The 14,545-nt window shown below is 54.7% G+C and carries 21 protein-coding genes and 1 pseudogene; 1 reads left to right on the forward strand and 21 read right to left on the reverse strand.

Translation table 11 applies throughout. The annotated features are described in order from the left end of the window. Positions 1-98: 98 nt before the first annotated feature. Positions 99-3,128, reverse strand: a complete 3,030-nt coding sequence (locus C3708_RS04310) for an autotransporter domain-containing protein (protein WP_103948900.1) — start codon at positions 3,126-3,128, stop codon at positions 99-101. A 189-nt stretch (positions 3,129-3,317) separates the two neighbouring features. Here C3708_RS04310 and C3708_RS04315 point away from each other — a divergent pair, with 189 nt between their 5' ends. After that, a complete protein-coding gene (locus C3708_RS04315) occupies positions 3,318-4,157 on the forward strand; it encodes an alpha/beta fold hydrolase (protein WP_103948901.1) in 840 nt (279 codons plus the stop codon). A 9-nt stretch (positions 4,158-4,166) separates the two neighbouring features. On the opposite strand, the gene C3708_RS23535 is transcribed toward C3708_RS04315, so the two are convergent. The 20 genes and pseudogenes from C3708_RS23535 to C3708_RS04410 form a co-directional block, all read right to left on the reverse strand. Next, positions 4,167-4,439, reverse strand: a complete 273-nt coding sequence (locus C3708_RS23535) for a hypothetical protein (protein ID WP_133159902.1) — start codon at positions 4,437-4,439, stop codon at positions 4,167-4,169. A 350-nt stretch (positions 4,440-4,789) separates the two neighbouring features. Further along, positions 4,790-5,638: a DUF4942 domain-containing protein gene (locus C3708_RS04320; protein ID WP_103948902.1), complete on the reverse strand. Its 849-nt coding sequence runs from the start codon at positions 5,636-5,638 to the stop codon at positions 4,790-4,792. 214 nt (positions 5,639-5,852) lie between these two features. Beyond that, positions 5,853-6,334 (reverse strand): annotated as a pseudogene (locus C3708_RS04325) (DUF5983 family protein). Then, positions 6,331-6,723 (reverse strand): TA system toxin CbtA family protein, encoded by a 393-nt coding sequence (locus tag C3708_RS04330; RefSeq protein ID WP_103948904.1) that lies wholly within the window; start codon positions 6,721-6,723, stop codon positions 6,331-6,333. The pseudogene C3708_RS04325 and the gene C3708_RS04330 overlap by 4 nt, the downstream one beginning before the upstream one ends. 49 nt (positions 6,724-6,772) lie before the next feature. Next, a complete protein-coding gene (locus C3708_RS04335; protein ID WP_103948905.1) occupies positions 6,773-7,129 on the reverse strand; it encodes a type IV toxin-antitoxin system YeeU family antitoxin in 357 nt (118 codons plus the stop codon). Positions 7,130-7,180: 51 nt separating this feature from the next. Further along, positions 7,181-7,825: an antitoxin of toxin-antitoxin stability system gene (locus C3708_RS04340; RefSeq protein ID WP_103948906.1), complete on the reverse strand. Its 645-nt coding sequence runs from the start codon at positions 7,823-7,825 to the stop codon at positions 7,181-7,183. A gap of 15 nt (positions 7,826-7,840) precedes the next feature. Next, the gene (locus tag C3708_RS04345) at positions 7,841-8,062 is read right to left on the reverse strand and encodes a DUF987 domain-containing protein (protein WP_042894348.1); all 222 of its coding nucleotides are present in this window, start codon (positions 8,060-8,062) and stop codon (positions 7,841-7,843) included. Positions 8,063-8,073: 11 nt separating this feature from the next. Then, complete coding sequence (gene radC / locus C3708_RS04350) at positions 8,074-8,553, reverse strand: DNA repair protein RadC (protein ID WP_103948907.1); 480 nt, start codon at positions 8,551-8,553, stop codon at positions 8,074-8,076. 11 nt (positions 8,554-8,564) lie between these two features. Next, the gene (locus C3708_RS04355) at positions 8,565-9,038 is read right to left on the reverse strand and encodes an antirestriction protein (protein ID WP_103948382.1); all 474 of its coding nucleotides are present in this window, start codon (positions 9,036-9,038) and stop codon (positions 8,565-8,567) included. An 8-nt stretch (positions 9,039-9,046) separates the two neighbouring features. Then, on the reverse strand, positions 9,047-9,307 hold the full coding sequence (locus tag C3708_RS04360; RefSeq protein ID WP_103948373.1) for a hypothetical protein: 261 nt from the start codon (positions 9,305-9,307) through the stop codon (positions 9,047-9,049). Next, entirely contained in the window at positions 9,307-10,125 is an 819-nt protein-coding gene (locus C3708_RS04365; protein ID WP_103948374.1) for a DUF932 domain-containing protein, read from the reverse strand. The genes C3708_RS04360 and C3708_RS04365 overlap by 1 nt, the downstream gene beginning before the upstream one ends. A gap of 89 nt (positions 10,126-10,214) precedes the next feature. Beyond that, the gene (locus C3708_RS04370) at positions 10,215-10,463 is read right to left on the reverse strand and encodes a DUF905 domain-containing protein (protein ID WP_103948375.1); all 249 of its coding nucleotides are present in this window, start codon (positions 10,461-10,463) and stop codon (positions 10,215-10,217) included. A 55-nt stretch (positions 10,464-10,518) separates the two neighbouring features. Continuing rightward, positions 10,519-10,725, reverse strand: a complete 207-nt coding sequence (locus tag C3708_RS04375; RefSeq protein ID WP_233210391.1) for a hypothetical protein — start codon at positions 10,723-10,725, stop codon at positions 10,519-10,521. 100 nt (positions 10,726-10,825) lie between these two features. After that, entirely contained in the window at positions 10,826-11,338 is a 513-nt protein-coding gene (locus C3708_RS04380) for a DUF4234 domain-containing protein (protein ID WP_103948376.1), read from the reverse strand. 57 nt (positions 11,339-11,395) lie between these two features. After that, complete coding sequence (locus C3708_RS04385; RefSeq protein WP_103948377.1) at positions 11,396-11,866, reverse strand: hypothetical protein; 471 nt, start codon at positions 11,864-11,866, stop codon at positions 11,396-11,398. Positions 11,867-11,912: 46 nt separating this feature from the next. After that, entirely contained in the window at positions 11,913-12,224 is a 312-nt protein-coding gene (locus C3708_RS04390; RefSeq protein WP_103948908.1) for a hypothetical protein, read from the reverse strand. Positions 12,225-12,283: 59 nt separating this feature from the next. Then, positions 12,284-12,586 carry a hypothetical protein gene (locus C3708_RS04395; protein ID WP_103948379.1) on the reverse strand — a complete coding sequence of 101 codons (303 nt, stop codon included), beginning with the start codon at positions 12,584-12,586 and terminating at the stop codon, positions 12,284-12,286. Between the two features lie 45 nt (positions 12,587-12,631). Beyond that, entirely contained in the window at positions 12,632-13,126 is a 495-nt protein-coding gene (locus C3708_RS23830) for a hypothetical protein (protein ID WP_233210392.1), read from the reverse strand. A 29-nt stretch (positions 13,127-13,155) separates the two neighbouring features. Then, positions 13,156-13,842, reverse strand: coding sequence for a YafY family protein (locus C3708_RS04405; protein WP_103948380.1), 687 nt, complete (start codon positions 13,840-13,842; stop codon positions 13,156-13,158). 269 nt (positions 13,843-14,111) lie between these two features. Continuing rightward, positions 14,112-14,408, reverse strand: coding sequence for a hypothetical protein (locus tag C3708_RS04410; protein ID WP_103948381.1), 297 nt, complete (start codon positions 14,406-14,408; stop codon positions 14,112-14,114). Between the last annotated feature and the right edge of the window lie 137 nt (positions 14,409-14,545).

Consider the following 14,545-nt stretch of genomic DNA (forward strand, 5'->3'; position numbering starts at 1 on the left):
AGTAAAAGAACGACTATCGACGTGAAGGGCGAAAAACGCAATGTTTTCAGGGCGAGATAAAAACGGGGCCATTAGCGGCCCCGTTTGTCTTACAACAATCAGAACATTTTACGCAGACGCAGGCTGAAAGTGTGCGCCTGATAGCGCTCGCCTGCCTGCAAATCGTAACGCGCATCGAGGCTCAGTTCGTTCGCATCGTACAGCGTGCTGCCGATGGCGACACCCGCCATATCTTCCACAGGCGCTGCACCCTTGGTGATAAAGCTGGTTTCACCGACGGCGTCGGCGGCGTACGTCGCATGGCTGCTCACCTGACGGTTATCGTACTGATGAATCCAGGAGACTTGTGCGAAAGGCGTCAGGTTGCCAAGGCCGGTTGCAAAGGTCTTCTCGATGCGGGCACCGATGTCGCTCACCACCGACTGAGAGTGGGTGCTGCCCACATCCAGCGCCATGCCGTTTCCGCCGGTTTCTTTATAGTCATCAACGTGCTGATAACCGTAGGTCAGGCTGGCGAGCGGCGTAACTACCACATCGGCTGGCAGTTTCACTGGATAGCCAAACTCCGTTTGCAGCGTCACAGACTGGCCGTTGAATTTGCCCTGCGCAGCGCCGGAGAAGCCGGTAAAGTCAGCGCGACGAACAGAGCTGTAGTTCTGACGGTTCACACCGGCAGAAAGATTGAGATACCACGGATCGCCCGTGTACCCGGCGTAACCGATGATGCCGTAGTTGTCGGCGGTAGAAGTATTGCCGCTCAGGTTGCCTTTCCCGTGGACAGAAGTGTTGCTGTAGTTCACGGCTGCACCCAGACGCCAGTCGTCACCCAGAGAACGGTCAGCACCCAGAATCAGGCCGCCAAATTTCGCCGTGTAACCGCTGATGTCTGCGCTGCTGTCCTGACGCGCATACCCGCCAAACGGCTGTCCCCAGACGATCCAGTTGCTGGCATAGTCATCACCGGTTGCCACGCCGCTGGTGCCAGAGGTGTGCGGATTACGCACGGCATCAATGTGCGCGCCGACCACCGCTTGTGCGGTAGACGTTGCGACTGCTGCCGCTGAACTGGTGTTGAGGTTCTGACCTGACGACAGTTTCTCGCCAGCGCGGTTGGCTTCCTCTTTACCCTGAATCGCTAACGAGGCGTTATACAGATCCAGCAGTTGTGGCGACGAAATACCGGTATAGCTCGCCAGACCGCCCAGTGCGGCGGTGGCGCTCGGGATGGTCGCCAGCCCTGGTTTCGGCGTTGGCTGAGTCGGCGGCGTGACAACCGGAGGCGTGACAACGGGTGGAGTCACAACCGGAGGCGTAACAACGGGTGGCGTGACCACTGGCGGTGTGACGACCGGCGGTGTGACGACCGGAGGAGTGACCACTGGCGGTGTGACGACCGGTGGTGTAACAACCGGAGGAGTGACAACTGGCGGTGTGACGACCGGTGGTGTCACAACTGGAGGCGTCACTACCGGGGGAACGACAACCGGCTCTGCACCGACGGTGAGCACCAGCGCCTTGTTCGCACCGTCTTCGTAGACTGAACCACTCACCGCACCGCGATAGCCTACTGCTTCATAGTTCAGCTGATCCGCGTGGTAGTCAGTGCCTGCGCCGGCGGCACTGATCACCACATAACGCTGGCCTTCAGCGAACTGATAAGTGGCACCTGTGCGCAGCAGATTGACGCTGGAACCCGCGTCAATGGTGGCATTGCCGCTGACGTTCAGTCGGCCATAGCCGGTATCGGCCGTCACAATTCCGTTTTGGCTCGCCAGGTCGGAGATGCCAGAGAGCAGCGCCGCGGCGGCTTTCTGGTGGTAATCCCCGGTAATCGTAATGTCCGAGTTCACCTGCAACGACGCGCCACGGTTCTGCACGGTCGCCGCATTCACGTTGTCGTTAAGCACCAGCGAACCGGTACCAAAGATGACGTCTGAGCGCTGGCTGGTGATGGTGCCTGTCCCGTTCTGGCCGGTCAGGGTTCCCGTGGTGGTCGTGCCGCCGTTGATAGTGAGCGGCGTGGTGCTTTGGGAGTAAATATCGCCCTTCACCAGGCCACTGTTGGTCAGGGTGACTTCCGCGCTGGCGTTGGTATCCGTATAGATATACAGGGCAGAATTGCCGCCGTTCAGGATACCGTTGTTGATGATTTGCGTGGCTGGATTCAGGTTGCTGTAGCTGGAAAGATAAATCCCATAATACCCGCCGGTGATTTCGCCGTTGTTGACGATTTCGCTGATGATGTTGCCGTCGGAGCTGTTGGCGAAAATACCGTTGTTGATCGCGGCGATGCGGCCATTATTTTCAATGGTGCCGATGTTACCGTAGTTGGTGATCGCATCTGCGCTGCCGCTGATCAAATCGTCATTAATGAGGGTGTTGATGGTGCCCCAGTTGATGACTCCGGCGCTGCCGAAATAGTTAAGGGTGCCGGTCTGGAGCGTGCCGGTATTATGCAAGGTGCCAATTAATCCGCGGTTATAAATCGCCCCGTTTTGCCCCGGCATCGGCATGAAATTATTATTCGCGGCGGTAATCACGCCCGCATTGGTTAAGCTATCAATGGTGCCGAGGTTATTAATACCGCGATAACCGGTAATGGTTCCGGTTTCGGTATTTGTCAGATTAAGAATATGGCCGTTATTTTCGACGGAGCCGGTATTATCCATACCGATATTCAGATTGTTCAGCGAATTTTGAATCGTGCCGCGGTTAATAAAATTATCCACCACGGCCGGTGAACCCAGCTCGACAATACTGCCATAGTGGTATTGAGTAATGCTTTGAATGGTTCCGTTGTTTTCAAAGGTACCCACTGCACCGTTAATTTGAACAATGTTCAGGTTGGAGGGCAGATTAAGAAGGTTATTATCAGTGAGCACACCGTCGTTAATGAAGGTGTTGATCGAGGCCCCTGGGTTAAGGGTTAATGCGGTGGTCGGCGCGCCGTTGAGAGAGCCGGTGTCGGTGACGTGAATAACATCATTCGAACCCAGAACCTGAAGGTCAGACATGGGGGCGTCGATGATAACGTCTGCTGCTGCGATAGAATGGGTGGTCAGCAGCCCCTGCGCCGCTGTCGAAGCTACCAGCAAAGAAATCAGCTGGCTAAGATATTTTTTTCTCATGGTGTGCCGTCACAAAGTTGCGATAGTTGTCAATTGCAGATGGATAAACTTCGGATTAATCCGATATTGTTCGGGCGCAGAATATACAATTTGTTGCAAAAAACAATAAGGTTTGCTTAATTATTTACAGGCGAAATAAATACCTAAAATTTGTGTTGTTATTAATTTTACTTAAGGCGATTCATTGATATGCAGGTCAGGCGGAATATATTGGTTGCAGCCTTATTGATTAATTTATCTTTTTTATTCGCAGGCTGTACTTCTGTCGATCGCCAAAGCGTTGCCAGCCAAATTGCAAAACAATCAGGTCTTACCAGAGAGAATGTGCAGACCTCCTCATTTTTAATCGTCACCTGGAGCCGAATCACGCCCCCGGCAACGTCACTGCATGTCTATATCGAAGGAGATGGTTTTGCCTGGCAAAGCCGTACGCGGCCCTCGGACGATCCTACACCGCACAATCCGGTGGGATTGACGCTGGCCGCCACCGATACCCGCGCAAACGTGCTGTATCTTGCCCGGCCTTGCCAGTTCGTCGGGCCTGCGTTACCCGCCGATTGCAGCGTGCGCTGGTGGACGGAAGATCGGTTTTCAGCGGAAGTACTCGAAGCAATGAACGAGGCGATTGATCGGTTTGTGGCGCGCTATCCAGGCGTTCAGCTTGATTTAACGGGATATTCGGGCGGCGGAAATATCGCGGCGCTGCTGGCGGAACGGCGAAAGGACGTGCGCTCGCTACGCACCGTGGCGGGGAATCTGGATGTCGCTTATGTGAATGCATTGCATCACGTGAGCGCGATGCCGGGTGCATTGAATGCCATCGATAACGCAGCGGCGCTACGCCATATCCCGCAGCTGCATCTTAGTGGCGACGCGGACAAAACGGTTCCCTCCGACGTCGCCCGCCGCTTTGTACAGGCGGTCGGCGGGAACTGTGCTCGCACGGCCGGGGTGAGCGGCATGGGGCATGGTTCAGACTGGGCCGCCATCTGGCCGCAATGGCTGGCGCAAGGTGTGCCAGCCTGTTAATGAAATGCCTCAGAGATCTTCTTCATCCTGCATGATCGCGCTGCGACCGCCGTCCATCACGACTGGAATCAAACTACGCCTGATTGCCTTCATTAGGCTCACTCCACCTTCTGCCAGGCAGTTCAGGGGCATTTGTATTCTGCCTCCAGCCCATTTTTTCCAGGCAATAATCATTCCCCGATGAAGGTTGCCATGCAGGATACGAAACGCGATGTGCTGCGTGACAGATTCGGCAGAGTGATTTTCTGTAAGCTTATGGTAATACTGGATAAAAAATGACAAACAACAGAGTCAGAGAGCTGGGGAGGGGGCTAACAAGGAGTGCAAATGGGATTTTAGATATGGTGAGCAAGAAAGCAAAAACCCGCCACGAGGGCGGGTTCTTTAAATAGTGGTGCCCGGACTCGGAATGAATTCCACTGTATATGATGGTTGATAATAATAGGTTTTATCGTGTTTCATAAATATTGAGGCCCCCAGTAAGGCCCCCTTCTGCAGATCATCAAAATTCGACGGTTGAAGGGGAATTTTGACGTCCATCTGAATACTTTTTGATGATACGGTGTTCTCGCTTTTTACGGAATCGTAGTGAGCACCGTTAGCGTTTGGCAATGGTACCATAATAGGGCCTCTCACTGTTTGGATGGCAACATCCCAGGATAGTGTTTTGCAATGATGTCGTTCAGTTTGTCCGTCAGGTCTGGACGCAGGAACGTAATGTGTGCCGATCCCTTTTGGAAGTATTTAATTTTAAACAACGCATCTTCGTAACTGTCCGATGTTTTCTGTTGGCTGATGTGATCGCTAAGGCGTCGGGCAATATCCTCGCGATTGTCGGGGATGGGCTTACCGTCCAGCAACATTAGCATACGTTCGAGATCGACAAGTTGATCGCGCCGCCAGCCCCAGTTGAAGCTGAAACCCCAGCGGGTGTAGCTGACCAGCCCCTCTACAATGATCTTCTTGCCAAATTTACAGGGGGAGTTCGATTTGTAATCCCAGCTTAAACGCTTAAACACGTTAATCACCCCACGTTCAAATACGTCACCTTTACTCTGATGTAACTGCTCAAACGTACTGAGAATATTGGCTTCGCTAACGGCAGGAATGTCATCCTTTTCCAGGCTGTTGTACCACTGCTCACGGGCAGCAGCATCCATCAGGCTGAGCATCCCCGACTGCTTCATCAAATCCCGCCAAATACCGCGATCGAGATTGCGGGTAATGGCTTTCATCGCCGTTTCTGTTTTCTCCATCAGCCAGCAGCCGCAGCGGAAGTCCTGCTTCATGGCCCAGTCCAGGGCGGTTTTGCCGCCGATACTGCGGGTCAGTGTCGAAATATCGTCAAGCTGGAGGATCAACGCTTCAATCTGCGTCAGTGCGGCGTTACGTTCTGTGACGATACGTTCAATACTGGTCGAGCAAATCACGTCGGTATGGTCGGTTAAAACGTCGGGTTCGGTGAAAGTAAGGTCTGACATGTTCTTATCCTTTTATACAAAGAAAGCAAAACGCCAGTCGGTGAGGACTGGCGCTTATGCGTGTGTGATGAGTGGGGTTCGGTGGCTAATTTGTTCTGGGGGGGTGCAGAAGCTGCAGATCGCGAACGTCCAGCAGCCAGTCAATCAGAATATTGAGGGCCGTTTCCGTGGTGAATTCAGGCATGCGAATACTTGTGAAGATTGGAGGTATTAGTTACCAGTCAAAGGTGGCGAAGCCTGGCAGCACTTCACCACAGGCATCAAGATGGATGACTCTGATAGTGTAACGACGTATCAGCGCCACGAGCAGGCTTTCGACAGGCCCCGTTTCTTAAGCTGAAGCACCGGGTACTGCCACGCATCCAGATATATCAAATATCCTGAGCCGGTATAGCTTATCCACTCGCTGTCACCAAAGTCTTCATGCTGATGCGAAAGAGCGAATAGCAGGTTGTTGTCAGCCTCGGAGATATGGGCGGTACTACACTGGATGCCGTTAAGGCGGGTGACGGGCGGGAGCGGATCTTCAATGGCCAGTTTTCCAGGCTCGTCAGCAACATGAAGCGAATAACCGTTCTGGTTCACCACATCAATCAGTTCGGCCAGTTCAATACCGTCGATATCTACGGCGATCCGGCCCATGTTGAGGGCCAGTACGTTGATGGCGTCAGCTTCAATGTTCAGGCTAACTTTCATTGCCCGGACTCCAGTGAATATTGCCCGGTGGTGATATCGGTGATGGCTCTGTAACCGCTACGTTTCATCAGCCCGGTGGCACGACGGGCGCGAAGTATATCGATACTGCTGATAAGTGGCGATTGTTCTTCTGCGCTGAAGCCGCGACGGTCAGTACGCACCAGGTCATATTTCTCCACGATAAAATTCACCGCGTCACACAGTGAAATACCGGCGTCAATGTGTTCCTGAATCACGCCATCATTGCCGAAAGGCGTGTCGTTGAGCGCCAGGCCGTAGTGATGGTCCAGGAGATAAGTCAGGAGGCGCAGCCACACAGCAATCGGTGACACATGAGTTGACTGGCAAATCTCAGCTGCCCGTTTTGCAGATACAGGATAGATTCTCATCGTTGGATCTCTTTGTTAATGGGGTAAAACGAAGGCAATGGTTCGGGGGTTACGCGGTTGTTGCTGGTGTCGGGTAAATCGCTATATAGACATAGCCGCAACTGCCGAGGGTCTCCGCGTCGCAGGTCAGCCCTTTTGCGTAGAGCGTGACGCCGTGCTGATGGCGAGGATTGAGTTCACCTGAAAGCAGCATCAGCTCCATTTGCTTCAACAGCACGGGAAACGCCTGGTCGAGATGGCGTAAATCTGCATCGCTGAACGTTCCGGTGATGCTGGCGCGGTCATTCAGGTAATGCAGTCGGTTGCCCTCCTGCGCCAGGCGTGCGCCAAAGCAGGGGGTGATATCCCGTTGCAGACCCCAGCGCGGTGCGTCCGTGGGAACACGGGGCGTGAGTGTGTCTGGCATAATTAAGCCTCGCTAAAAAAGTCATTAAGGAAAGGTTAAAGGTGATGCCGTTCAGCCGAAGCGCTGACCGGATGCGGTGAAGGTGTATTTACCGTCGATGATGTCGTCGTCAACAATGGCGGGGGATGTCTGCCAGCCGTATTCGCTTTCCAGCCAGTCGTACAACCAGCGGGCCAGCAACCGCATGGCTTCTGTTACCGCTGCTTCACTGTCTGTGGTCATGTCCTGCCCGGAAGGGCTGTGTCGTTCGACCGTGACTGCCATACAGTTTTCATGGATATGCTGGCCGTGATGGCGGATCGTGGCATGAAGCTGACCGCTGTTGTGCAACTGAATGGTTTGCAGTAAATCGGCAATCCGGTGAAGATCTGCGTCTTCAGGGTAGTGTTCCCGGATCCGGTAGACGGCCTGCGGCTGGTAAGCATAATCGCCTTCAAAGCAGGCCCCCTCTCCCTGATGGCAAAAGCCGCTGAACCAGATACAGCGGTGCTGACGACTGCCGCCAGACAGGAGAGGTACCCTGTACATATTAATTTCCACGCCCAGGATATTGCAGGTGCCGCAGAACTCGTCAAACACGTTCTGATACCAGTCATCGTTCAGTGCATGCTCACGATACCAGGTGCGGGCTTGTTCTCTGGCCGATCCTGAAAGTTCATCCAGCGTATAAACGGTGGTGGAGATAATTCTGCTCATCGGTATTTTCCTTACTCAGTTCAGCGTGACGCTGCGCAATACGACATACGGGCCGTTGCGGTCCTGACGGCGTTCAGCGAAGACCGCGAGCACACCACTGATGTCCTGTACTTCCCGACCGGCGTAGTGGCAGACGCTGCCGGACCATTTGTATTTTCCGGTACAGAAGCGAAACAATCGCGATTGCGGATGCTGACGGTATATCGCCATCGCCTGACGTTTACTGATAATTTTCATCGCTATTCTCCTTACAGCCAGCCGCGTTCGGCAAAAGAGACAATATCCATCCCGCCGACCACCAGATGGTCCAGCAGGTGGATATCAACCTGGTCCAGCGCCTGTTTCAGGCGTTGGGTGATTCGTCTGTCTGCGTCGCTGGGTTCAGCAAGACCCGACGGGTGGTTATGCGCCAGAACGGCAGCGGCGGCATTATTTTTCAGACCGGATTTAACAACCTCACGCGGATGTATGGTGATAGTGTTGATTGTCCCGTAGAACAGCGTGTCGTGCGCAATCAGGCGATGCTGATTGTCGAGCCACAGGACGGTGAAGGCTTCACGCTCCAGTGTGGCAAACTGCAGGCGCAGCCAGTCACGGACTGCATGGCTGGAGGTAAATGGCGCGCCGGGTTCGCGTAGCTGGCTTTCCAGCAGAGTGAGGGCCGTCCGGATGGTCTGCTGGTCGGTGGGGGCTAATTCACGGGCAAACAGCGGGAGTTGTTGTTCCATCGCGGCCAGTCTCAGTCAATAGTGCGCATAATGGCGTGGCATTCAGCATGCATGAGCGCATAGTCCCGCAGCCGGTAGTAGTGCTCCGTCATGGCACCGCATTCCGTACGGCAGGCATGATGGCTGTAAGCGATAAGGCAGACGGCAATCCCGGCGGCTTCCGGACTCATCTCCGCGCCGTTACCGTTCATCGGGTTGAACAGCGTCCATTTTTCATCACCGTCTTCGTCAACGTCCGGGGCCATAAATGCGCCGCCGTTGCTCAGCGTATAAAATTGCCAGATGCCCCCGGTGTAGTTTTCGCAGAAACGTTCCATCCAGGCGAAGATGCGGGGCTCCAGGGTTATCCATTGCGGGATGGTGCCAAAGTGCAGCGGCCAGAAACAGATGCGGTCCTCATCCGGTACGGGCGTGCAGATAATTGTGGACGCGTGCAGTTGTTCCGGGGATGCTGAGCCGACGGTGTTTTCGTCCTGGGTGAGCATGTTATTCATTAGATTTCCTTTGTATTTTGAGGTGAGTTGTTGAGGTGAAGTGACGGACAGGACTGCGCATAGCCATCCTCATCACAGTGTGAGGGCCAGATGCCGTCAGCCACAGACAACTGGCACAGGCTGAGCTCGCCGGGACGATAAAGAAGGTGCGAGCACCAGGCGCACAGGTCGTCATCGGAGATGGAACGGCTGCAGGAATTGTTCTCCAGGGCGGCCGGATAAAGGGTGGTCTGGTGGGTGTTATCAGGCAGCGGTGGCATCAGTTCAGCGCCTGCTGCAGTTCTTCCGCCATCACCCAGAGCGCCCTGTTTAACTTAACGTCGCCGTCGATGCCGTTAACGGCACGGGTGTGGCTGCGTTTGCCTTTGGCAGTACGTCCAGGCAGACCCCCTTTCAGCAGGTTTTCCTGGCAACGATTAAATACTGACCACAGGTCGTCCTGACGGTCTTCATAGCGGCGGGGCGTCAGTATCTGGGATGCCGTCACCGGCTGGTGCTCATTTCCAAAGCGGTACGTCAGCGCGGCTTTTGCAAAGGCCTGCTGTGCTGCTGGGGGAAGTAAAAGCGACTGCATGACATCCCGCTTTTCTTCAACCCGGTCAAATATTCCCAGTACCTCGTAAGCCCCTTCAATGACCTTTTCCACCACGTTGCCCCGGTGCGGAACCCTGATTTCGCCAAACGACTGTCCGCAGACGAGCGAATTGGTGCAGACGCTTCTGAATATTCCTGGAAGTAACTGAAAACTGGACTCACCACCGTGCGAATTCAGGATGATGATTTCCGGCACCTGCTGAGCGTTTATCTGACCGGCGCGACGCAGACGGAGCATATGCTTTGTGTGCTCCCGGCGATCCGGATCGCGAACGCGTGACTGGCAGGCAAAGAACGGCTGGAACCCTTCGCGCTGCAGGTTCTCCAGCAGGGTGATGGTGGGAATAAAAGTATATTTTTCACTCCTGGAAGCATGTTTATCCTCTCCGAAGACGCTGGGGACATGCTGCATCAGTTCTTCACGGGTTAACGGGCGGTCGCGACGGATCTGGTTGATTTGGCCAAAACGGCTGGCTAAGCGCATGTTTAATTCCTTATGGTTGCTTTAACGGTATAAACAAAAAGGCCATGCTCCTGTGGGAACATGGCCTGTTGGTGTGGCTGCTGGTGAGATTAATCTCTGGTGAATGTGTTTTTGGGGATACCGTGGCTGAGCAGATAGCGATTAAGCCATTCCCCGGCTTCGGCTTCAAAATTCCACGCCCGCCAGATTAATTGTCCCTCGTGGTCGCGAATGACCAGCCGAAAATGCGTGCCCTGGTCGTCTTCAATAGTGACGTTCTGATACGCGGCTACCACGACGCCAGCCTGTCTGCGGGTAAACGGGCCTTCTGGCAGCAACGGGCTGTCGGTGTTGTGCATGTGAATGCTCCTGATGAATGGCATAAACAAAATGCCCCGCTCAGTGAGCAGGGCATCAGTGGGTCAGATGTGTGGCGATGAGTTGCAGAACCAGCTCCATCAGGGCCGTAATTAGGGCTCCTGCGAGCAGGGTTGCCGCCTGTCTGGCGATATCAATACTGTCTTCGTCGTAGCCTTCTTCGCGGAAGTGGCCTTCCACAAACTGCTGCGCCCGGCTGCTGGCGCCCTGCGTCAGCATCTGACGCAGGGCGTTGAGCACCATTTTCAGTCATGTCATTGCGTTAAATCTCATGGGGAGCGGACCCGGACGAATGGGGGCATTCACGGAAGCCCCTGCCGGATATAAATAGAGGAGAGCTGAGTTACTGCGGTGACGGCGATTCTGGCGGCACGGGGGCCTGACCGTGAATAATCCGGTGTTTTGCCAGCGCCTGCGGCATGTCGTTGATGCAGTACGTAATGTAGAAGACGTTAAAAGCGACAGTCCAGAACGCGTTCATTTTCAGGTCGAAGCGGAAGGTATTCAGCGCATAGTGACGCAGTGCGGCACGGGCCTTAAAGGCCCAGACGATGTACATCACGCCACAGGCGAGTGACAGAAGGCCGCTTAAGGCCAGCAGCGTGTCGCTGCCCGTGTCGTAGCCGGCGAGGTCCGGTGAGGCCATCACGCCGAACTGCCGCCCGAACCCAAAGCAGACGGCGAGCCAGATAACGAAGATATCGCCATTTACCGGGTAACCGGTGGTCTCGCTGATAATCTGCTGTTTCCGGTACAGCCAGAGCAGCGGCCAGATGCCGCAGGTGGCGACAGTGAGCAGCACGAAGTTCAGGGTTGGGGTCGCCAGTCGCTGGCTGAGGGTCGAAATATCGGTCATCGGGATTTTCCTTGACGGGTTTTACTGAAAATAATGAGTAACAGTGCCGGGCTGGCGCTATTCAGCGATGAATGTTGTACAGCCGGACATATCAGCCAGCACCTTGTGGACGTTTCCGGCTGAAGGGGAAAAATGCCCCACCTTTTTGTCGTTGACATAAATCTCAAACGACGTTGCCTTGCTGATGGCATCAATGAACGACAGCCAGGCGTTGTCACCGTTACGCCAGCCCAGAGAGGACGGCAACGGGAACGGCTGGTCATCCGTGACGACGGTGATGGCGGTATTCTCATCCTGTGAATCGGCACCGCTGCCGTCAGGCAGTGTGAGCATGACGTGATGTTGCAGGATATTCTGGTCGTCAGGGTTTCCGGTGCAGTTCAGATTCAGCATCACGTTTTCCGGGCTGGTGATGATGTATTCGGTGACGCCCATACCGAAGCCACTGCTCCACATATTGGGGACAGCCTGTGCCGACATGGCAAAGGCCAGTGATCCTGCTGACAGGATGGCGTACATGAATCGCATGGTGTTTTTCCTTCTGAGTCAAAAATGGTGTTGAGGGGCAGTCGTGTTACATGAGTTGTTTACCCACGGTGATAAGTCCTGCCAGCCAGCCGATACACTGTGGGCCTGCGAGCCAGAACAGGCGGGCTTTGAGCAGCCCGGTCATCCCTTCGCTGGTGTATACTGCATCCGGCATCAGCCACAGTCGAAGAGCCGCGCCAACTGTCATACCTGCGCCTGGCCCAAGCGTCATCCAGAACAGATACCCCATCCCCTGACCAAAACTGCGAATTTCGCCGGTGGCGCTGATAACGTTAAACAGCACCACGACCAGCGCGATGCCAAAAGCAATACTGAAATACTTAATGACGAGCGCCATTAGCGTGTTCCTTTTGTTGTTGAATAATCCAGACCGGTAACGTTGTGTACATCCGGCATTTACTGCTTACGACACTGCTGCGCCGCACTGAGCATGTTGTTCATAAAGCCCGGCGGGACATAGCCGTACTGCTGGTTCATTTTGAGCAGCTCTCCGTGGGTGTATTTCGTCTGCAGAGTGTCGTAAACACAGCCGCAAATAGCGGTGGTACCGCCACCGGATTTACAGCCCCGGATAAACTCGCTTTCGGCTTTTGACTTTTCGTCTCCGCAGCCGCTGAGCACCCCAACAGAGAGCAACAGGCAGATCGCAGAAAAATAACGTGCGGGACGGAGCACACCGCCAGCAAGGGAAATGTTCATTGCTGTATCCTTGAATAAACTGAGGGTTAAGGTTGGTAAAACCGGTTAAAGGCCATCCTGCCGGGGGATGCCTGCATCCTGCAATCCGTGGCCGATGTCGTTAACCACGGTGTTTGGGTCAAGCGTAATGGTCGCCAGATGTTTTCCGGTATCGGGACTTCCCCGGTACACATCGAGCGCGGCAAAGGGTTTGCCTTCATCGTTGCTTCCGGCTGATACCTGGTAAGTGGTATCGCCGTTGCGGACGGTAAATTCCTGCAGGCTGATAACCTGGTTGCTCTGGTACGCGTAGCCTGTCGCCTGAGCCGGAACCGTGATGTCCATCTCCCTGTGCTCCGCGCCGGTCTTACCGAACGAATACGCCACCGACGGGGTGACGATGCAGATTTCGACCTCCTTTTTGTGATTCAGGGTCTGTGCATAAAAGACGGGCTTTGCGCAGCGCAGGTAATGGGCGTTGCGCAGGGCGTCAGGTGTGTCTGCATGAGCCACTGGCAGGGTACAAAGTGTGGCAAGCAGGGTGGCAGTAAGTGCTCTCATTCGGCTTTCCTTATGGTGGTGTAAGTCCGTCATTCCTGAAACGTGCGAATGACATCGCTGATAAAGCGAAAATGGGGAAGTGCGCTGATAAAGCTCTCTTCGGTGATAAGCGAACAGATGTCGCTCCGGCGACGAAAGGTCTGCACCGACAGCGAGACCGAGATGATTTCCTCCAGCCGGAATACCCGGAGGCTTCCGCCCTGACAGGCAACCAGATACCAGTGCTGGTGCCGGTAAATCAGACGGTAAGGCTCCAGAGTGTCGTGACGAACACCGCCAACCAGCAGACTGACAACCTGATGGTGATGAATGGCTTCGGCCAGGCGGTGGAAACTGTCAGCATGCGCCCATGATGGCGGTGAGTCGTGCCAGATAAAACAGGGCGAGGTGCCGGTTTCATTCATCAGCAGGTGCATCAGCTGTCGGCTCTGCGACGGAATGATGCGGGCGATGCCGGTGCTGCGGGCAAAGGACAATGCCCCCGGAGAGTAATCACGCAAGGTGCTTTCGCTGAGCCGGTACGTACCGCTCTCCCCGATAATATCGAGGTGAACCAGCCGCTGATAAAAATCGCGGCGCAGGGTGCGCTCAGAAACGCCAAATTCCCCGGACAGCGCCTGCAGGTTCAGCGTTTCTCCGGTCATTAACCGGCTGATGATGACCGACAGTCTGACGGCCATCCGGTCATAGCGGGTCTCTTCATCTGCGCGTGGCATGGGCGCTCCATGTGAAAAAAAAAGGTCGATATTTCATGGGGTTATTATGCAGGAGTGGGTGGACACGTTATGACCACCCTGAGCGTTGGCAGGAAGAAAGTATGAAAATTTTAGGTGAGGATTAACAAAGGGTTAGTATTGTGCGGTCAAGAAAAGGCCACACACGGACACTCCCTGTCATCATAGCTCCAGGGGAGGAAGGGGAAAACAGGCTCAGAAAACACCGGACCACAGGGCCCGGTGGTAATTATGGCTGATACCGCTGAACTTCACGGCGCACTGAAGGTATGCTCACACTGCGTGCAGCCATATTCATCAAATACCGTCCCGTCCAGCTTTTCACCGGCAACCGCTCCCGCCACCGCGCCAGCACAGGCACCTGACAGAAAACCCACAAGCCCTCCGGCCACTGTACCGATAACCGGAATGACTGAGCCAATCATCGCGCCGGCTGTCGCCCCTTCCAGACCGGCAAGTCCCCCGGCAATGGCGCCAGTCACCCCACCTGTCTTTTTACCCATATGGCGCAGCTGTATGTTTTGCGAACCGCAATTCGGACAATGCATTTTTCTCTCCTGGTTACTGGCAATCAATAGTCGCCTTCATGAGCTGGCGGACCGTGTATCAGCGAAATCCGGGTACCGGAAGAGGACGCAGAGCAGTGACGTCGCGCCAGAAACATTTGCACGGGTATTTTTCGGGA

This window comes from Lelliottia sp. 7254-16, assembly GCF_002922995.1.
GTDB lineage: Bacteria > Pseudomonadota > Gammaproteobacteria > Enterobacterales > Enterobacteriaceae > Enterobacter > Enterobacter jeotgali.